Here is a 20,434-nt window from a genome sequence, read left to right on the forward strand (position 1 = left end):
TTCACATCTAACTTAGTGATGTCTCAAGACTGTTTTTAAGTATAAAACAAAGGGACCACCCACGCCCCAATTCAAAAGGATTTTCAAATAATCCAAACAAACGAGAGGTCAAGGGTGGTCCCAAAAATTTTATACCACAAAACTTCCGCTTTCAACAGCTTTGATTCAAAAATTCTAAAGCCAAAATTTGTTAAAATAATGAGTGTACGAGCAAGAAAAAAGAAGGTTTGGACGCTTGAAAGGCAAAAACGAAAAAACTCTCAGCAGCTCTCAATTAAACAACAAGTTCTACATCTTCAGAGTCACCCTCGCAAAATCTTGGATACGTGCGCCATTTTTGGAAAAAGTTGATGAGCCATCGTACCCAGTCATCGCAGCTCTGGGCAAAACCACACCCTATCGACTGGGATTAACGATCATCGACGCTTTCGAATTTGATTTCGACCATCTCTTCGACTTTTTTGACAACACAAAAAACTGGATCAACTCAAAAGTACGATACGAACTCAAAATAGACTTGGAAGGTGATGAAGGCATAGTGGACCTTAAAAAAATTATTCTCAGACCTGCCCCCCGAGAAGTACAAATTAGTGGAGCGTATAATCAAGAACCTACCGACAAAGAAAGGTGTAAAAAAGTCAAAGTCTGCCAAGTTTTCACAAACCCCGCCAAAAAATGCTATTCCTATTTGACTACGGCGATGAGTGGCAGTTCATTGCCGAACTAAAGAAAATCACCGAACCAGAACCGAACAAGAAATCCCCTTCAATCCTTGAAAGCTTTGGGAGCCACCAAAGCAGTATCCTGATTACGAAGAAGAGCTGGAAGAAGAACCTGAAGAGTGAGCACGCTCAAACACTATCTATCCTTAATCTTGTAAGCATAAGCTCCAAATCGTTCTACCGATTCGTTTCCATAGAGAACGAATTTCAAACAAAATCGTTCTGTTAGAGAACGGTTTTTAAATTTTTTGCATTTTTCGTTTTGAAAAAGAACGAAAATGATGTATAATAGTTCTGAAACTTGCACAACACTTGGAGGTGTAGGTCATGAACATCGAGAATGTGCTGGAACTACTTGAATTGAGAATGAAAAGGTCTATATCTTTTCTTCCAGCAAAGCGAAGATTGTACTTTGAGGAATTGAAAAAGCGCTTCGTAAGCAGAGGAATATTATTATGTGGACCTCGTGGTAGTGGAAAAACGACATTCCTGCTCTCAATCGCGCAGGAAGAAAACATGTTCTACATATCCGCAGACGACCCGCTTGTTGGTGTTGTCCCGTTCTACGAGCTGAGCCAACATATCCTTTCATCCTATGACGGAATAATCATCGATGAAATACATTTTCTAAAAGATTGGGGAATCCAACTCAAAAGTCTTTACGATTCATTTCCGAACAAAAAAATATGGATTAGTGATAGTAGTTCGATAATGCTGCACAAAAGCATCGCGGAACTCTCGCGAAGATTCGTTATCATCTCACTTCCCCTCATGTCTTTACGAGAGTTCATACACTTTGAGACAGGAAAAATACTGCCTGTTATTACCGACCCGTTTAGTAGCGAGCTATCGGATATATCGATGAAAATACTCCGAGAGGTCGATGTGATGAAATACTTCAAATTCTACAAAGACCACGGCACAAGACCATTCTACACTGAACCAAACTTCAAAGACCGCATCATGAACATCATCCAAAAATCCATCTACTACGATATCCCTCACATCGTTGGTACACTAAGTGAGAACCATTTCGGAGTCATGAACGCCATCGTTAGCTATTTGGCATACTCGAAAATACCGACAATAAACGTAGAAAGCATGTGCAAAGAATGGAGACTGAGCAAAGAAAAGCTCTATCAACTTCTAAATGCCATGGGCCAAGTCGGGCTCGTAACCATCGTTCAAAAATCTCTCATCGAAAGCCCATACTCAAAAGGTGCGAAAATATTCTTCTCAGACCCAGTTATCTACAGCGCATTGGATGGAGAAATCGGCAACTTCCGTGAAGCATTTGTCGTCTTTGCACTGAAAGACAGAGGAACTCTGTTGGCCCAAAAAGACGAAACAAAAGGTGATTACATCTTCAACAACATAACCTTAGAAATAGGAGGGGCTAACAAGAAAAGAAAACAAGCACAATACGTAATTAGAGACGATATAGACCTCCCAGTGAGGAACGCCATTCCCATGTGGACTCTCGGAATGGGGTGGTGAAAATGTATAATTTAACGTAAGAAGAGGAAAAGAACAGTTTTTGAATTGGTACATCAGAAACAAAGCTGTATCTATAATGATGTACGGCAAAAAGCCTCCAAAATGCACACACCTGCCGTTCATATTCATTCGCTTCGACTACGTTTCTCCAGACGAGCTTGCAGAACCAAATGAACTATTCTACTCCGATGGCGAGGATGATTGAACGATTGAAAATGCCAGGTAGGAGCTTGTCTTTTTTCGTTTTTCACTTTCCCCAATTTCCAGTGCTTTTAAAATCTACTGATCCCACGTACTCAAAACCTTCAACTTGTTTTGAGATTGACGCATCATGGTATAATAGTGATGCATCACAAAGGTATATTGACGCATCAGCAACGCATCGTGACGCATCATTTTGGTAAGCTGATGCAACAGCCAAATCTTGACCTACCTATAGGTCAAAAAAATTAAAAATTGACCTTTCGATAGGTCATATTTTGCATCAAAGTATTCTTGCCGGCCCACTTTTAATCACTTCTTCTTTCGTACAGCTTTGAATGGTATAATCCTGAACCTGCAAATGAATTAAAAACTATTTCTTGTTCTTCTTTTTTGCCCCATCATTTTGCTTGGATTCTTTCTCAACGGTTTTCATCCTACCATAGCCAAGAAATTCCTCGAGTGATTTTGGTGCAATTTCAGGATACACATACCATTCTCCGTCTACCTTTTTGCGAATCAGCTTTCTACTTCGCACCAACCGCTGAACTTCAGAAAGCTTCTTCCCACTCTGCTTAACAAACTCGCTCAATGGAACAAGCTTGTCCTTCAGATAGTTATTTAACAAAATATCATACGAATCAGCCAAACCGTACATAATGCTTTTTATTAAGTCGCTACTTCTTCGCATTTGGTATAGAATTGCCAACTGCATTGGAAGTGTTTGGTCTGATACAAACTGTTCGTGGAATACCCTTGCCCCTCTCTCAAGTCCTCTGAAGTACATCTTCTTTTCCTCTTCTTCTGATGAAATAATTGCATTCCCGTACTTAGCCATCAAAAGAAGCATGTTCACGATAATCCGACCAACTCGACCATTTCCGTACTCGAAAGGTAGGATGCTCATGAACAGCGAATGGGAAAACTCTACGTTGTCCAATGTATAATTCCATCTTTGCGTAAACAAAAGCCTCGTAAATTCAGACCAAATTTTCATAAACTCTTCGATATTATCCTTTGGGGTGAGTTCTTTCAGCAAAGATGGCACACCGGCATCTTCGATACTTGATGTCTTTCTATACTCTCCGCTCTTCTCCTTCCCAGGGATACCATAGAACAGACTTCTGTGAATCAACCTTGGCAGTTTTGGAAGTAAAAACAACACATTTTCGCGCATCTCCAGTGCCATACCATACATTGCCAGAGCAACTTCGTAGTACCTTATCACTTCCGCCCAGCTTGGTTTTACCTTATCCAACGAATAACTCAAAACATCCGACAACTTCTTCTCACTAATCTTGCCTTTCAACACTTTCTCAATTATCTCTTCTGAATACTCTAACCTCTTAGCAGCGATTTCTTTAACTGCATCCATTTCTTCAAATGGCACTACAACACCATCAAGCGCACACGAATGCCAAGCCTCTTCCCAAAGCAATTGACCTTCGATATGCTCTAAGGTTAAATCATCAACAAAATCCATCAAAACGTCATCACGCCAGTCAACAATCAAATACAATTTGGAAAAATCTTGCGCCATACCTCTTCACCTCATCGAATCGGTGTTTTCTATTCCAACACACACTCCCATTCCAATTCTACCGCAAAGCTGCATTCAGTCAAAACAAAAATTACCCACGCTCCGAATTTTAGAAGGATTTTGAAACAACATAAACGAGGAAGAGGTCGTGGGAGAATTAAAAAATTGCCTCTGCTCATAAGAAAATGCAAAAAATTTCTTATGGGCTATTGTTCTATATGTTGATCGATCACCAGTGAAATCTCAAGAAACTTATCCTCACATTAGCTGGCGAGAATTGTCTCAGCTAACCTATAACTTTTTCTCAAGTAGTCTAACGTATGCGGATCAGAGATTGCAATACTTTCAACATTTCCTGGTTCACCGTACAAATAGGTTCTATAAAGGACCCCGAGCCCTCGTAGTACACATGGAAAGAGAATAACTTGTTTCAACTCTATCTTTTGTTCGTAACCATCCCTGTCAGACAAATCTACTAACCACTTTTTACCTCCTCGTATTGGAAATAGCTTATTATAGACTTCCATGGCATTTTTCACCTCTTCTACAGGTAATCCTGTTTTATCCGATAATATCTTGTATTCGTCATTCTCACGCTCTTTTAAAATGAATCCCCCAAATGCCCATAAAAACCACTGCCAAAATGTTGGATAAAGGTAGAAATATTTCTCGCTCCTAATTCGAGACATACCTTTTGAGAGAGAACCAGGAAGTTTGGCGAAATCTTTCAGACTGCTATTTATTAAAAGTTCCGTAGCTGTCCTCAATATCGACAGCCTTGCTTTGTGTTCAACGTAAGTGGAAATCTGCAGAATGTTAAACTCGCAGTTGTAAAAGGTTTGATCAAACAATTCGTGCGGAATGCTCCTTTTTTCAGAGGTATCACGTTGCAGTCCCGCCATACACCTCTCAGAAAGTCTGTAGCCTTTTGAGGAATGATCCTTGTACAATTCGTTAAGTTTTTCCACATTATCTTCTAAAAAAAATACCTTGTTGTTCACTGTATTATAGTAATCATGTATATCCTTTGCGCAGTTGGGAGAACTATCTTGATTGGTAAATTTACAGTTGCTTGTTCCCTTCTTCAAGGAATTTAAACACTCTATTACTTTACGCTCCAGCTTGTATGATTTTGTCCAAATTTCGATGTCATACTTACAAATTTTGTCGTTTCTCTGTAGCTTCAAAGAACTCATCGCCCTTTCCCAATCATCCAAATCATTTGATACATTCCTTAGCTCTACCCCAATCTTAGCAAGTCTTGATCTTACTTTCTCAATTCCCATTGTCTTTCCAAAATGCCTACTGTAGACCATAAGCCCTTTTTCTTTGCCTAAAAACTCCATCCAGCCCTTCAGCTTGAAAGCATCTGTTAAACCCCAATCCCCAGATTTAACCTCAACGATTGTTGTCTCACTGCTTTCTTCATTTAAAAAATTAGTTGCTACAATGTCCAACTCAAGAATATCTCCCCCACTTATGTTGCGTTCTACAAAAGCACCTGAAACTTGTAATAAGGCAGCAACATAATCTTCGAAATCCTTTCCGCTTAATACCGGAACCTCACGTTTTTTCTCTAACATTTTCTCACCCCGTTTCTCAGAAAGATGTTGTTAACTGAGAGTATTGAAAATTTCCAAAATCCGCATTATCCTCTAAGAAGCGTGCACCTCTCCATCAAACTTTTGTTTCCGTTAATTAAAACCATTGCAAAATCTTTAAAGGTGCTATTCCCTAGGAGAGGCCAATTATAACGCAACGCAACCGTGAATAAGTTCTAGGATTTGCAAGAGAAAAAGCCATCCACTGAATATAACTTTATTAGAAGTTTGTGAAGGTGGTTAACGGGGCTTAAGTAATCACCGGTAGCTCCTCCAAGCCTATAAGCACATTCCTTCGATTCTCCATTCCAAAAGTCTTAGGATTTTTTCTTCCCATTACGAATGCTTGGTTTTCAAATAATCGCTAAAACTCTTTATTACTCAGAGAATTACAGAAACTCAAATAAGCGCCGAAGATGATCAAGAACCTGCTAATTCACGCATGTAGCTTTTGAGTACTATGGAGAGTTTGTAACAAAACGTCAATAAGATTAGGTGCGTTATCTTTGTTCAGGAGTTCATAGCCATTTCACGAGTCCTGTTAAGATCTTTTCCGTTCCTTCACAGCAGAATTACTTTTACATTTTTTACATTCTTTCTTCCAAACTCACGTTGCTTTAAATGTCTGTTCTAAACAAACGAATTTTTGTGTGCCAGGAGAATTAGATACATGCTTTTCAATCTCAAGGTAAAAAAGAAAGTTACCTTTATGTTACCATATGTGATGTTAATAAAAAATCGCATTTTTGTAAATTTTTTCTGCAATAAGCTGGACGATAAACCTAAAGGTGAGACTTTAGAATCACCATAATGTTTCTTGTCCAGGTTAGTTGCAATTCTTATTCGTTGCAGAAGGATTTACATATAGACGGCAAACTCTAAGGGGGTCAGCAAAGCATTCCGTATTTGTGTGAAAACCTCGAGCAAACCATTTGATATATCCTTATGGTGGGAGTGCAAGAATCCGACGGAAGCGGAGACGAGGCAGAATTTCTGAATTGGTACATGAGCAACAAAGTTGTGTCAATCATAACGTACAGCAAAATGCCACCAAAGTGCACGCATCTGCCATTCACACCCATCCGCTTTGATTACGTTTCACTTGATGAAATGGCTGAAGTTAATGAATTATTTTATTCCGATGGAGAGAACGATTGAGGAATTGAAAAAAGCCAGGCGGGTGCCTGGCTTCTATTGTAGGCCTTTCGATAGCTTTGTTTATATTAACCTACACGCTCGTTCAATCAATTTAACAGCACGGCAATTAACCTATCATTTTTCTTTCTTTGACAAGCATCTTCGAAAAGCGCAGAGCATTCGACAGATATTTTCGCTGTAGAAATAACATAATTAATAGGATAACTAATTGTGAAATGTAGAGTAATGAATTGACTTTTAGAGTAAGCAGAAGAATAGCCTGAATAACTATTAAGATTGTTGAAAACACAACGTGCTTTGTATCCAGTTCAACTTGTGTCAATTTTCTTGTATGGAAAATTCTCGCAGTCCACATCGTCAAGTACGCAACAAATGACGACAAACTTGCTGCTTGTATTCCAATCGTTTTTATCAGTAATAAAAGCACCGCAATGTTCATTCCAGCAGCCAGAACCGAGGTATTGAATGCCCCAAATGTTTTCTTTGATGCAGTATAGTTTACGCCATAAAAGCTTGCAAATGAATGGTAAACACTTGCAAGTATCAGCATAGGAGTATACTTCCAGCTCTCACTAAAGCTTTCTCCCACATAGAATTGCATAAACGGTTTTATTATAAGGAGCAAGGCTGAGGCAAGTAAGAACATTAGACTTGAGAAAGTACGAAAAGTGTTCTTGAAAAATTGACTATAGCCTTCTTTTCCAAACTCCTCCATAGCAGATAGCTGCCATGCTTCAAAAAATATACCTGTGACGAGTGTTAGCAAAGCTGGAAACCTTGCCGCAACGGAGTATATGCCAGTAGCTTCGTACCCAAGAAAATAGCTCAGAAAATAACGGTCGGACGCCGTAACTATCCACCACATAATCCCATTGGGAATAAGAGGGATCGAGTAAGACAACATGTTTTTCAGCAGTTTGAAGTCAATTCTAAGTTCTAAATACCTCCATAGAGAAGCTGCGTAAAAAAGAAATACTATACAGAAAGTTTGGGCAAAAACAGTGGATAGCAGATATGCTTTGACCCCAAGCTTAAGCCCCACCAAAAGCACCGTGTTTGAAAGCGCAAAAACCACTGAAAAGATTATATCGCTTACTGCATACAGCTTGACCAACCCGAGCCCGCGAACAAACTGTTTTATCGCACCGTTTAATAGCCCAACTAGGTACATGCCATAGAAGTAGTATTTATACTCTCTGAAAATTCCTATTATACTCAAAAGTGGATAAAGTGCTAATGCGAAGAGGAAAGAAAGGAAGGAAAACACTACTAAATTTGACAAAACATTCCTAGCATGAGTTTCATCTCGGAAATCAACAGCAAACCTGAAAACTGCTTCAATCAGTTGTAGCGATAATATTGGCCTCAGCAAGGAAATCGTGGTATTTATGATATCCAACTTTCCATAGTCTGATGGCAGCATGTATCTTGTGAAAACAGGAAGCAACAAGAATGTAATACTTTTGGAACCTATATTCCCTAAGGCAAAAATGACGGTATTAAAAGCCAGTTTTTTGTATTGATTCAAGACACTTTCACCTCTTTAACAATCTTCGTACTACACGTTTTGCAAAACTCAACCCTTTTCTAATAACCCCCCTGAGTCCTTTAGGTGGTTTTATGTACTTCCTTTCTATGTATTTCCAGCTCTTGTTAGGATATTCTTTCAGTGTTTTCTCCCGTTCCTCTGGCATTTCCATGTAACCAGAGTAAATCCTAGGATTACTTTTCGTAGCCGTTTCAAACGGCACTGTTCACAAGTACTACTGAGACACCTCATTCATCTTTGTACTTTTCTGGTACACCCCAAAAGTCTCCAAGTGTTATATCCCCCTGTCTTGGCAATGTATTAAACGGACGCTCTTAGCAGGTTGAACGTAAGTAAAGCTTTCTTGAAAAACCATAATAAAATCCATTCTTAGAATGATATTCTAACACCCACGATCCATCGCTTTTGACTATCTTAAATGAAGATCTGCTCCACCCTTTATCTTTGCTTCTAAAATTGATTTCAAGAATCTTTTGACGATCGAAACTCTCGTCCAAGTATTTCCTAAACAAGAACGACGAGCTTACACCAAAGCAAACAAGATCAACGGGAGTTACCTTCTTCATTGCCTCAAGAGATAGTTTTTTGCTGTGTATGTTCTTTAGCCCAGCGATCTGGCAGGGAGCACGAACAAACAGCACATTACGACCTTGTTTTGCATAGTTGACAACTCTTTCATAAGACCTTCCAACATTACTCTGTAAATATTTAGAGCTTAGAGTCTTTCTGATATCATCAGTGGCTTCTATCTCTTCGTGTACCGGGAGCCAGTCTTTATCCCAACCAACTACAATTACAACGCCACCTTTTTCTACTGTTGCTTTTGCCAATTCTAAGTAGATTCCACCAGATGCGGATGATTACCTTGTTGGTTCGTCCAGCGACCACGCGGCATATGCTTTCGGCCTTTCCAAATTCTCGTTCTTCGGGAAATTAGGAGCAGGACAAACATCTACACACAAGCCGTATTTTGTGCACAAGTTGGCATTTACTCTTTCAGAATAGAGTCCTTCCTCGTCAAGAACCATTTCTATCGCATTTTGAGGACAAATGTTGTAACATGCAAAACAACCGTAGCGATCGTGCACTGCTGAGACATTCTCGTGTTTTCTTGGACTTTCCTTCTCTTTTAGTGCCTCCGAAATGGCATCTAACATCCACTCAGCTGACTCTTGCTTCAACTTCTCAAGTTTTTCATAAACTTGCTCGCAGTCTATGTTTTCATCCAATGCTCGTTTCAAAATCTCTTCTGGGTCAGTAAAGGCTCTGTCTTGAAGTCCGAGTTTTGAGAGGATGTCTACTATTCTGTCGTTTTGTCTGATATTATCTTTTCTGTCCCAAAGAATTGCGTAAAATGGCTTACGGAATATGATAGAAAAAACCACGCCATGAAATGAGGATTTAATCACAAATTTTGAGTTCTGTACTAACCACAAAGATTCCCCAGGTCCGTACTTGTAGAAATTTAGCAAGAGATTTCTGTGCTTATCCTTTTTAAGAAGAACTTGAGGATCATGGTTAACATACTTAATCTTGCACCTTTTAGCTGTCTCTTCAACGACTGGAACAATTTCTTTGCCCGGTATATATCGTACACAAAGATGAACTGCTCATGGATATTCTCTGCAGGACGTTTAGCGTAATTTAACCAGTCTTTAGAGGACAGAAGAAGCGTTGGTTCCAACACAACAGGCAGTTTATAACCAAGTGCTTTGAGCAGTTCCTTTGCGCTTACTTCCTCCCTAACCGAGATTCTAAAACTTGATAAGTATTTCTTATATGGACCTATTCGATCGTTTGGAATCTCCGAAGCTACGCTCGATGTGTATGAAATCTTTGAACCTTGCTTTACAAAGCCGAGAAAGTAGACTTTCAATAACTGTGTATCATGAAAATTTTCTCGAATGAACAGTAGGTTTCTTCGCTAAAATGATGTATCCATTTCTAAATTCTGTAAAAGCCTTTTCTTGTTCTCGGTTCAGTGCACTTACTTGCCCCTTCGAGAGCAACCTGAGCAACCTGACATATATGCTTTGACGAAGATAACCTTTTTTCAAAACTTTCACAACTCTTGCTAGAAAAGGTGGTCGTTGCCCCAAGGGATTGTAGTCGAGTATTTGGGAATCGTGTCCATGTTTCCTAAGAAATGCTTGAAGAGCCAGACCCTGAAGAAAGCGCCATGATTATAATTGTACTTTCTACCTAAAAGTGTTATAATCAGAAAATTCATAGAATCCCTCCAACGTTTTCGAGATGCTGTTAACTAAAAGTACTGAAAATTTCAAAAAAAAAAAACGCATTATCCTTTAAAAGGGGGCCCCCCTCAATAATCTTCAAAAGGAGGTATCCCATCATGCAAGACCAAAAACCTTCCTGCCCTAAGTGCGGTTCTCCCAACATCTACAAAAACGGTCATGATAAGTACCACAATCAACAGTATTTCTGCAAAGACTGCAAACACTCATTCAAACTTACTTACTGCGAAAAGCACAAACTCTTCCCTTTCCCTTATCCTAAATGCCCTAAGTGCGGTAAGTCCATGGAAGTCTACAAAATTCGTCACGCCTTCGTCGTCTTCCGTTGTAAACCTTGCCATACCAAAGATAGACTTCCCCTTAACTTACCTCAGCCTGTTCTTCTTGCCTTTGATTCCTTCAAATTCTTCCGCTTCCCTATCTTCATCGTCGTCAAGGCTTTCGTGTTGTACAACAGATACCATCTTTCTTTCCGTGCCCTCAGAGACTCACTCAATATCAAAGTATCTCATGTCGCTATTTTGGATCCTTAAGTTATCCTCTTTCTTTTCCATCCTCGTTCCTGAGAACGTCTTCAAAGTTCATGGTGATGAAACTGTCGTTTTGTTTAAATCCAAAAAGTACTACGTTTGGTTCTTAGTTGAGCACAATTCGAATCTTATTGTTGCTTGGCATGTATCCAAATATCGCGATATGGGTCAGGTGAAGATATTGTTAGAGAAGTTCTTTGGTAACAACGAAAGAGAAATCGAACTAATCACTGATGGACTTGGTGCATATGGTGCAGTGAAGATACTATACAAGAATATCAATCATATTGTTGTGAGACTTGGGCAAAACAATCAATGTGAATCGAAGTTTTCGTTATTCCAAGACTTTGTACGAGCCAAGCGTGGATTTAAGAATATTGAGAATCTTCCAATGTACGTAAATAGCTTTTGTGTAGTGAGAAATCTCTTGAAACTGAACGACAACGATATTGCGCGTGTTATCTGTGTTCTATTGTCTTCCATCACTACAAGTTAACAGCATCTTCCATGGATAATGTTAACTAAAAGTATTGAAACTTTCCAAAAACCGCATTATCCTTTAAAGAGGGGACACCCCTCAACCAACTCTTGACAAAAGCAGGTCCCCCAAGATGAATAACTCAATGCTTTCTTGGCCAAGCAGTATCATTTGGTAAAAACATGTGTGAATCCAAGTTTTCATTGCTGAAAGACTTTTTCCGACTCAAGCGAGGACTGAAGAATAAGAAGAATTTAGCGAGACATATTCGAGGTTTTTGTGTAGTGAAGAATCTTTGGAAAACGCACAATGGTAATATCAATCTCATTCTTTCACACTTACACTCTTTCATCACTATAAGTTAACACTATCATTCCATGGCGTTCTCTTATTGCTTTTCTAACACCAGGATCCATTGCTTTCAGAACTTCTCTCATCTGCTCCCATCAGCAACAGTTCAATCTTTTTATCCAGCAATTTGTAGACTTTCTTCAGGAAATCCATCCTAACAGGCAAGACCCCGTAAAATTTCGTTGTATAAGGTCCTACCAGGTTTGAAAAGGAATGCCGAATAATTTTGTGCAAGATGTTAGGGATAGCCTGTTCGTAGCACTATTGTAAACGTCTGTGCGGCTGTCAATAAAAAGCTTCACATTGGGTGTTTTTTCACATACCTCACAATATCTCAAAATTATTCTGATATACACACCCGTCCGTTGCATTCACACATAGCTATAAGTGCGTGATTTTCGCAGCTATCATCGACTTTCGGATAGCTATTTCTCGAGACTGAAGAAATTCTCTTGTTAGTTTTCAAATAACTGCAAACAGAAATATGGCTTATACCTGGCATGTTTCTAAGCCGCGTGATACAACACAATAAACATTTCTCAGCGCTTATAGTACAATTAACAAGAACTTCAAAGGTTACATCATACGTTGTACTGTTCTTTAGCTTGTATCCCACTATATAAGCCGGCCATTGTCCATAACATAAAGCATCTCGTGTCTGGACCAAAGGGAGAAAGTTCCTCAAATACCCCAACTACCCACATGAATAGTCCTAGTATAACGATCAGTTTTTCGATCTTCTCAGATTGGTCTAGAACAGTTCTTTTTAGACGTTTCAGAAATGGATAAGTCGAGAGCATAAAAACAGGAATAGAACCAAGTATTCCGTAGCTGGCTAGACTGACTAGAGGGAAAGAGTCTATGGAGAATCCGCCATGTCCTACGAGTGGAGCTAGTGGAAAGATGTTCTTAGACATTTTAATCTGCGAAATCCTTCCGGAAGCGATTTCATCTAAATCTGCGTTGTAACGATTAATAAGTATTATTCGGTTTATTACCAGGTCATATAAGTAGCTATTCGTGAAAACTAGGAAAACAGTAGCGAAGATGACAGCGGCATAAACAAACTTCTTTCTGTCTCCTTTTACCCCCACAAATGAGTAATAAAGGATAGAGACAAATAAACCCGTGATAGATGAGCGAGCTTTCATCATAAAAACTAAAACTATCAGAAATGTCATCACTGCCGTTTTGAGTATTTTGCTTCGGAACAAGTCAAAGATAATTATCAATAAGGCTCCAACAACGATTATTGGTGCTGCCGAGTTCTTTGCCCCGTATAGGTAGTAAGCGCTGTTTAGCCAATCCCTTCCATGAAAAGCGTTAATATAGATAAAAACTGATAGCAAAATGACAGAAGCAACGTAATATTTCGCGGCTCTCTGAAATATGGAAATTCTGCTGACTTTCCCCACGTTATATGCTACCATATAGACGTAGGCACTTAAATGTATTGGTATCACCAAATTCGAGGACAAATACTCCTTGCCGGTAGTGATTTGTGCAATCAACAAAAACAAGTCAAATAAAAAAAGCACAGCAAAAAACTTGATATCTAGGTCTAAATTTCGTCGCTTGACGAATACTGTTAATAATAGCAGGAACCATATGATATGTGGCATAGCTTCAAATGCAACATTATTCCACATAACTTTAGCTTGAGATATAACGGTGAAAAAAACTCCTAGTCCTGTCAGCATTTCCACATCAACTTTCGTAGCATTTCGTTCTGCCATAAACATTACCCCTTTAAGATTCTGTTCTGCCTTCTTTGCGATGAGTTAAAATTCAGCGAAAAATGCCATTACATCTAATTTTTATTAGCCCGTGGTACTCCTTAGAATATATTAAGCTACATTTCAAAAACTCTTCGATTCGTATGGTTTTTGAACTTCTGTAAGTTTATCTCAAAAATTATTTGTGCCTAAGTCAAACTGATAAGATAGTTTCCCGTCTTCTGGTTATCTACACTTCGATTTGTACGTTTAGTACAAGGTTCCTACGCTGGCTCTCCTATAAAGCTTGATATGTTGAATAGGAATAGAACGCCATTACAATTTCCTTTCATCCTGGTTTACAAACTAATTAAGGAATTCATTGCCTGCCTCAGGCTAAGATTAGTTCCTTAGACTCTAAGTTCTTGCCAACACATAGGACCAGTTCTGCCGGCTTTCGGGTATCAATCTTGAAAAGGTCAAGTGCATAAGAAAACGGTAGTGCCCGCGGTACAGAAGGTATTAAGAACATTGTATACAATGCTGGAAAAGAAGAATCGATACCGACTATACGCTTTCGCGTTCCAGAAAAATGTAGTTTTGCGTGGTTGAGTCTTGATTTCATACACGTTTGTTTTAATTTGCACGCCTTGTAGTTTTTGAAAAAACTTTCTAGCGTTTTGAGATTTCATTAAAGAAATCGTAAATTTCGTTTACAATACTTCTCCAGAGATAGTTTTCTCTGACGTATTGTCTTGCCAACTTCGATCGTTTCTCCTGTTCCTGAGGGTTGTTAAAGATGTAGAGGATTATTTTGGCAATGCTTTCTGGATGAATATCATCCACTACAAACGCAATATCATCAAATCTTGGATCCTCAATAACTCTTGTTGACAGAACTGGTATTCCACTATACAAATACTGTATCAACTTTGAAGGAAAAGCGAATTTGTTCACAAAATGGCGCGTATCTCTCAAGTTAAGCAGTAAATCAGCACTCAGTATTATTTCATCAACTTTTTCTTTGGGCAATAACCCCATGTAAAGAATTCTAGGATCATTTTTTGAGCATTCTATCACATAATCTCTTAGTGGTCCATCCCCACATATCGTTAATGTGATGTTTCTTTTGTCTAAATATCGCATAGAACCTAACATTTCCTTTATCCCATTGTATTTTATCAGAGTTCCGGCGTAGACAATTCTGAAGGTTCCATGATCGTTTCTCTTGTACTCAACGCACTTGTGATTGCTACTACTTATACCTACTCTGGTAAGCAAGTAGGGGATTCTAAGCCTCAATTCCTTATATGCTTCTTCTCTAAACAACAGTACTCCATCAATTTTGTTTAGTTTTCTCATTCCGAGCCTGAAATAAAAATCGACAGCTATTCTTCGAAGCAATCTCTTGTGTTCAATGGCTGCTTTATGTGTATCAAACACATAAGAAAACAGCTTTGCTTTGAACTTCCTGCTTATAGCTTTTAAAATATTTAGTGTAAGGTAATCGTATCCGAAAAACATTATAATGCTTTGCCCGTCATTCAGTAATCTGTTGTTAACTATTATCTCTTCTATTGTACGTTTAGTTGCTCGTACCCGGCCTAAGGGGTACAGAGACAAGTTACCTATGCTTTGCTTTTCCGTTACCTGAAAAGATAATATTGTTACTTTAGCTAAAGCAGAGAGTTCCATTGAAAGTTCCAGCTCGAACAGTTCACTTGAAGTAGTCGCTTTATTAACATCAAGGCACTTGATGGATTTAGAAACAATTAGGATTTCCACAGTACACTTCCCCCAATCATACCTTCATAATGGCTTTCAGTCTAAATACATAGGCGCGAGATTAAGTATGTGTAGGACCATATTTAAACACAATTTGGATCAAGGGAAACCATCTTTCATCATGTTCGCCAGGACAGTGTAGTGATAGATATAATCAACAGCTCAGACACCCCTGCTTCCTTGCATCTTAGAAATATCAAAAGACGTGCAACAAAACGGACAAGGTAAAGATCCTCCTTACAAAGTCACACTCAGAAAGGTTAACATCGCTACGCGCCCCAGAGGGACTGATGTGTCTACATCTACAATTCACTTTTTGAGATTGGTGTTATCGTACGGTCGCATATGTTAGTCATGAATAATACTTTCATTCCAGTTCCACCTCTTAAGCTTTTTGTTGTTATCTATGCTTTTGCACATCAGGCATACTTATCTGCGAACCGTATTTATTATTAGGTTAAAAGCGTTAATATATTTTTGTACTAGCTCCTCTAAGTTGATTTCTTTCTTAATGTACTCTATAGATCTTTCAACCATATCATCATACTCTTTGCTGTCCATTTGTAAAACTTCATTGAGCGCTTCGTACCAACTGGTAATTTTTCCATCATAACTGACACCTCCACTTTCTAGAAGTCCAGTAAATTCACTACAATCTCTTGTGTTTAGTAGAGGGTAGGTCATCCAACTGTTCCTGACAGTTTCTTTCATATTATTAATAAAAATTTTCCCTCTTTTGAAAGAAATCGCTTATAATAAATCAACGGAGGACCTTCGCTATTCACGATGTGAACTTGACCTACGAAGTAACTGTCTCGCACAGTGTTTAGCTCGAATTATCAGGTCTAAGATTCTTAAAATTTGCTGAGGTTCAAACATCTTTTCCGGGTTGTGCATCGTTTCCTAACATCTTTTGTCTTCTCTCTGTGTTTGAATTCTACCCCATATCGAATTCAAGCTTCTGCCAGCAGTCCAGCGAACGGTTCCGGATCGTTTAAACTCAAGTTTTTGTTCAGAATTCTGAGCCTACTTTCTCTGAAATCGTATTGCCAAGTTCTTAACTTTCCTGAGTTGCTGCTAACATTCTCGACATCTTTAAATCTTGAAGTTCTACCTAGTATTCATGAAAAAAAAAAAGTAAACAGGCAGATACAATCTTGAATAGTGTTCTTGAAACTTTCACTTCACAACCATATGTACAATGCCAAGCACATGTACAACCAAATCCCAATATTGTTCGTGCTGAAGAAAACCATCTCCCCCATACTTACCAAAATCGTTGACAGAGGTAGCAGAAAAAGTTTTCTTGCTTTATGTTTGTTGGAACTTATGATTTTCCACAGATACCAAGTCAATAATGTCAGGCCGATTATCCCAGAATACGACAAAACTGCTAATACGAGGTTCCCGGGCTCGACTATGAATTCATGGCTGAATGCAAATGATCTGTAAGGTAAAACTGGCACCGCAAAGCCGTTGCCAATTATTGGGCTTCTTTTAAAATTGGCTATAAGCGTGGAAATTTGCTCCTGTCTTGAGTACAGAATGTCGACGTCCCCTTGTTTATAAAGCACACCACGTACGAAAACGGTAAATCCTCCCGAAAAGTAAACGAAAATCACTAAAATAGCACTGGTTACACTAATAAGCGCAAATTTGTATTTGCTTTTGGCATCCATAAATAACATGAATAGGATTAACAATGTAAATACGGTCATAATTGAGGTTCTGGACCTGGTCAAAAACAACATGTATATGTACAGGGATGTAAATGAGAGAAAACTAATCGTAGTCTTCCTAGTATGAAAGATATAATTGGTAAGGTGTATCGCCATTGCTATTGCTAAAACAATTCCCAGCATGTTGGGCTGGTTAGTAATACCTTGAAAGGAAATACCGTTCCTTACTCTACCTATAGGGGACGGTATTAAAAACACCGATAAGATAACAATCGATTTAAATAAAATATCCACCCAGTTTAGCCAGTCAATTTTACCTTTTGTATAAGCCACCCCTATTATGATTGCAAGGAAAACATACACATAGCTTACAAGCTTACCAATTGCGACGAGTGGTAGAGAACTAACAAAAAAAGACACTAGTAGATTGTACGCAAAAAACAAGAATATTGGTAGCATGATCCTATTAACCTTTTTTTGTAACAAGCCTCCCAATTTGAAATAGCTAAGAATAAGATACGTCGATAAGGCAAATATATAAATCCACTTTATTCCTTGAAGAATGCCAATGTCGGTTGCTAAAGCAGGGTTTAATATGGTACGGTAAGTGATAATGTTCAGCGCCTTGATTGCGCCAACTTCTTTTTGCTTTAAAAATGCCAAAAGAAGAGCGAAAAACAAATAGAGCGTAGACTTGTTGTACAAGCTTAAACCTAACAAAAATACTATCAGAATCCATTCAAGATAAGTACCTACGCGTATTTGTTCGATCTTGGCCCTTTTGAAGCGGATACTGTTGCGCAGTGGCATATTCTGATCCCTCTGTCTAATTGTTTTCCCTTTTAATTATTTTGAAAATCTCAGCATGTTTTTCTGCCATCATTTCGATGGTATACCCCCGTATCTTTTCAAGATTTCTTATTGACATGTTTCTTTGCAAAGCTTCGTTTTCCAGAATTAGATTAATCTTTTGAGAGAGGCTCAACTCATCATCTACAGGAACGATAAATCCATTTTCGTAATCAGTCACTAACTCCAACCCTGCTATGCATCTATTCGTCGTAATTACTGGGAGCCCATTAGCCATAGCTTCATTAATGACCAATCCCCAAACATCTGACCTAGTTGGCAGAACAAAGAGGTCGCTTGCCATGTAGTACTTTCTCAATTCTGGTTTGAGTTTAAAATCAACAAAGTGCACGTTTTCTTCCAACCTTAACTGCTTTCGTAATTCAATATATTCTTGCGGCGGTTTTCCACCAACGATATATATTCCGTAGTTCCTCGGCAGGTATGCAGCTGATTTTAAGAGCACGTCAAAGCCTTTGGAAGGTATGAACCGTCCTACAGAGAGAATAACTTTATCTTCGCTTATATTAAGCTCGTTTCGCAGGTTTTCCTTTTCTTCTTGGCTCAGCGGTCTGTCTAAAACTTCATTTGACCTTACTGATGTAAACGGATATGTAAATATTCGCTCCCTTTTAGCACCGTAGTATATTAAGTATTCCGTGGTATGTTTCCCAGAGCTTAGCCACCATGTTGCACTTCTTATAAAGAGTTTTTTGACAATTTTGGTTAACCTGCTTTCACTAGCTCTAATAAATCCACCGTCTGCATTTAGTATGAATGGAATTCTTTTCATCTTCATGTGTAAAATAGCTAGCATCGCAGTTGGAGTTGCATACCCACCAACTACGATTAGGTCGTATTTCTTTTTGTTTAGGTATTTTAGAACGTCTTTGCATAGTACATTGTTGTGCCCGATTCTCTTGCAGTTTAAGAATATTGATTTGAAACTTCTAATGTTAAAATTAAACCATTCCTTTCTTCTGTACTTGTCATTATCTCTTTCAAATAAGACTGTTAGATCACAATACTTTCCAAGTTCATTAAAAAACTCTACTCTATATGGGGACGGTATGTTAGTCATGAATAATACTTTCATTCCAGTTCCACCTCTTAAGCTTTTTGTTGTTATCTATGCTTTTGCACATCAGGCATACTTATCTGCGAACCGTATTTATTATTAGGTTAAAAGCGTTAATATATTTTTGTACCAGCTCCTCTAAGTTGATTCCTTTCTTAATGTACTCTATAGATCTTTCAACCATATCATCATACTCTTTGTTGTCCATTTGTAAAACTTCATTGAGCGCCTCCGCATACCTTTGTATATTCTTTCCATCGATTACATAACCTGCGCGATAATCTTTTGCAGAAGACCATGGAGTGTTATTACTGATGATCACTACAATCCCTGATAGCAAAGCTTCGACAATTGCATGACCGTAATTCTCCGTTTCTGACGGTAGTATAAATGCATGATATCTTGAGAGGACTTCCGGAACATCAGAATAGTCCAAAATGCCTCTATACGTAATCTTGACATTTGGAGGGCTATTCTTTATCAGATCCTCACATTTCTGCCAGTAGATTTTGTCCTCAACAGGTCCATATATGTCAAATTCTACATTCCCACCAAGTTTCTGTGCAGCTTGTATTGCGATATGCAGATTCTTTATTGGATGGATTCTTGAAATAAATAATAGTTTCAAGTGACCCTGTTTTTTTTCTTTTTTGTTTTGCCACTGTATTGTCCTTGGTAGATTATCCAGTCTTAGTATCCTTTCATCTGATACACCAAACCATTTTTTTATTGATAGCGTCTCTTTTTCGCATGTTGACTGCCAGTATATATGCTTATTGTTAAATAGCAGCCGCATCAGAAAAATGTAAGGAATTTTTTTCAATCTTTTCCTTCTTATAGCATTTTCAAGCAGCTGCCCCCTAGGTGCTATAAGAACCGGTGTTTCGCGCTTTCTTGTAAAGAATAACGTAGGGAGTAACCATTTAGTATAGAATAAGGAGTTTAAATAGATCATGTCTGGATCCTCAGCGTTTATGATATTGAATACAGAACTATAACTTATCTTTCTATAAGGAACGTATAATACGTCGGCTTTGCCAACCCTATTCCAACCTTCTTTTACTCCGTCTAAAGGTTTTGTGTCGTTTTTCTCGTGATTCACTGTTATAACTCTGAAGTTGTATAAGTCACCTAAAAACTCAATTATGTTGCTAATAGAAATAACTGGCCCACCGTATGTCTTCGCAGGTAGGTACCCTTCAGCAAATAGTAGAATTTTCGGCTTCATATCTGCTATCCTCCTAACGGTAGTTGTTCAAAAACAACTATATCTTACCCTCATTCTTTCTTCTCTCATAAATCATTGCATCCACTAGGAACCTATACCAAAAAGCTTGGAGAAAATGGAATATTAGCCCTTCTTTTCCATCTAAGAAACCAAGTCTAATGAAATATCTATAGCAGAAGTAAAGAAACGGCCTCACAAATAGAGGCATTTTATTGTAC

At 38.5% G+C, this 20,434-nt stretch carries 16 protein-coding genes and 1 pseudogene; 6 read left to right on the forward strand and 11 right to left on the reverse strand.

Annotation, left to right across the window (positions count from 1 at the left end):
• Positions 1-235: 235 nt before the first annotated feature.
• The 3 genes from JM64_RS01615 (at position 236) to JM64_RS09840 (ending at position 2,424) form a co-directional block, all read left to right on the forward strand.
• Positions 236-727, forward strand: a complete 492-nt coding sequence (locus JM64_RS01615) for a hypothetical protein (protein WP_064011213.1) — start codon at positions 236-238, stop codon at positions 725-727.
• 322 nt (positions 728-1,049) lie between these two features.
• The gene (locus JM64_RS01620; protein WP_064011214.1) at positions 1,050-2,219 is read left to right on the forward strand and encodes an ATP-binding protein; all 1,170 of its coding nucleotides are present in this window, start codon (positions 1,050-1,052) and stop codon (positions 2,217-2,219) included.
• 40 nt (positions 2,220-2,259) lie between these two features.
• Positions 2,260-2,424, forward strand: a complete 165-nt coding sequence (locus JM64_RS09840) for a hypothetical protein (protein WP_156487873.1) — start codon at positions 2,260-2,262, stop codon at positions 2,422-2,424.
• A 369-nt stretch (positions 2,425-2,793) separates the two neighbouring features.
• Here JM64_RS09840 and JM64_RS01625 read toward each other — a convergent pair whose 3' ends face one another.
• Together JM64_RS01625 and JM64_RS01630 are read right to left on the reverse strand one after the other, a co-directional pair.
• The gene (locus JM64_RS01625; protein WP_064011215.1) at positions 2,794-3,960 is read right to left on the reverse strand and encodes a Fic family protein; all 1,167 of its coding nucleotides are present in this window, start codon (positions 3,958-3,960) and stop codon (positions 2,794-2,796) included.
• Between the two features lie 263 nt (positions 3,961-4,223).
• Positions 4,224-5,543: a PDDEXK family nuclease gene (locus JM64_RS01630; protein WP_064011216.1), complete on the reverse strand. Its 1,320-nt coding sequence runs from the start codon at positions 5,541-5,543 to the stop codon at positions 4,224-4,226.
• Positions 5,544-6,506: 963 nt separating this feature from the next.
• On the opposite strand from JM64_RS01630, the gene JM64_RS01635 reads away from it, so the two are divergent.
• Positions 6,507-6,719, forward strand: coding sequence for a hypothetical protein (locus JM64_RS01635; protein ID WP_197473444.1), 213 nt, complete (start codon positions 6,507-6,509; stop codon positions 6,717-6,719).
• 106 nt (positions 6,720-6,825) lie between these two features.
• On the opposite strand, the gene JM64_RS01640 is transcribed toward JM64_RS01635, so the two are convergent.
• The 4 genes from JM64_RS01640 to JM64_RS09845 form a co-directional block, all read right to left on the reverse strand.
• Complete coding sequence (locus tag JM64_RS01640) at positions 6,826-8,247, reverse strand: lipopolysaccharide biosynthesis protein (protein WP_064011218.1); 1,422 nt, start codon at positions 8,245-8,247, stop codon at positions 6,826-6,828.
• Positions 8,248-8,582: 335 nt separating this feature from the next.
• On the reverse strand, positions 8,583-9,098 hold the full coding sequence (locus tag JM64_RS01650; protein ID WP_064011220.1) for a Coenzyme F420 hydrogenase/dehydrogenase, beta subunit C-terminal domain: 516 nt from the start codon (positions 9,096-9,098) through the stop codon (positions 8,583-8,585).
• A gap of 30 nt (positions 9,099-9,128) precedes the next feature.
• Entirely contained in the window at positions 9,129-9,740 is a 612-nt protein-coding gene (locus tag JM64_RS10210) for a 4Fe-4S dicluster domain-containing protein (RefSeq protein WP_064011221.1), read from the reverse strand.
• A complete protein-coding gene (locus JM64_RS09845; RefSeq protein WP_064011222.1) occupies positions 9,734-10,144 on the reverse strand; it encodes a polysaccharide pyruvyl transferase family protein in 411 nt (136 codons plus the stop codon). The genes JM64_RS10210 and JM64_RS09845 overlap by 7 nt, the downstream gene beginning before the upstream one ends.
• 477 nt (positions 10,145-10,621) lie before the next feature.
• Here JM64_RS09845 and JM64_RS10280 point away from each other — a divergent pair.
• Positions 10,622-11,549, forward strand: a pseudogene (locus JM64_RS10280) (DDE-type integrase/transposase/recombinase).
• 164 nt (positions 11,550-11,713) lie between these two features.
• The gene (locus tag JM64_RS09925; RefSeq protein WP_231882302.1) at positions 11,714-11,896 is read left to right on the forward strand and encodes a transposase; all 183 of its coding nucleotides are present in this window, start codon (positions 11,714-11,716) and stop codon (positions 11,894-11,896) included.
• A 567-nt stretch (positions 11,897-12,463) separates the two neighbouring features.
• On the opposite strand, the gene JM64_RS01670 is transcribed toward JM64_RS09925, so the two are convergent.
• The 5 genes from JM64_RS01670 to JM64_RS01695 form a co-directional block, all read right to left on the reverse strand.
• On the reverse strand, positions 12,464-13,618 hold the full coding sequence (locus JM64_RS01670; RefSeq protein ID WP_064011223.1) for a hypothetical protein: 1,155 nt from the start codon (positions 13,616-13,618) through the stop codon (positions 12,464-12,466).
• A 651-nt stretch (positions 13,619-14,269) separates the two neighbouring features.
• Positions 14,270-15,382: a glycosyltransferase gene (locus JM64_RS01675; protein WP_064011224.1), complete on the reverse strand. Its 1,113-nt coding sequence runs from the start codon at positions 15,380-15,382 to the stop codon at positions 14,270-14,272.
• Positions 15,383-16,566: 1,184 nt separating this feature from the next.
• Positions 16,567-17,871 carry an O-antigen ligase family protein gene (locus JM64_RS01685; protein ID WP_064011226.1) on the reverse strand — a complete coding sequence of 435 codons (1,305 nt, stop codon included), beginning with the start codon at positions 17,869-17,871 and terminating at the stop codon, positions 16,567-16,569.
• A 16-nt stretch (positions 17,872-17,887) separates the two neighbouring features.
• On the reverse strand, positions 17,888-19,006 hold the full coding sequence (locus JM64_RS01690; protein WP_064011227.1) for a glycosyltransferase family 4 protein: 1,119 nt from the start codon (positions 19,004-19,006) through the stop codon (positions 17,888-17,890).
• Between the two features lie 58 nt (positions 19,007-19,064).
• The gene (locus JM64_RS01695; protein ID WP_064011228.1) at positions 19,065-20,216 is read right to left on the reverse strand and encodes a glycosyltransferase family 4 protein; all 1,152 of its coding nucleotides are present in this window, start codon (positions 20,214-20,216) and stop codon (positions 19,065-19,067) included.
• Between the last annotated feature and the right edge of the window lie 218 nt (positions 20,217-20,434).

The organism is Fervidobacterium pennivorans, from assembly GCF_001644665.1.
GTDB lineage: Bacteria > Thermotogota > Thermotogae > Thermotogales > Fervidobacteriaceae > Fervidobacterium > Fervidobacterium ngatamarikiense.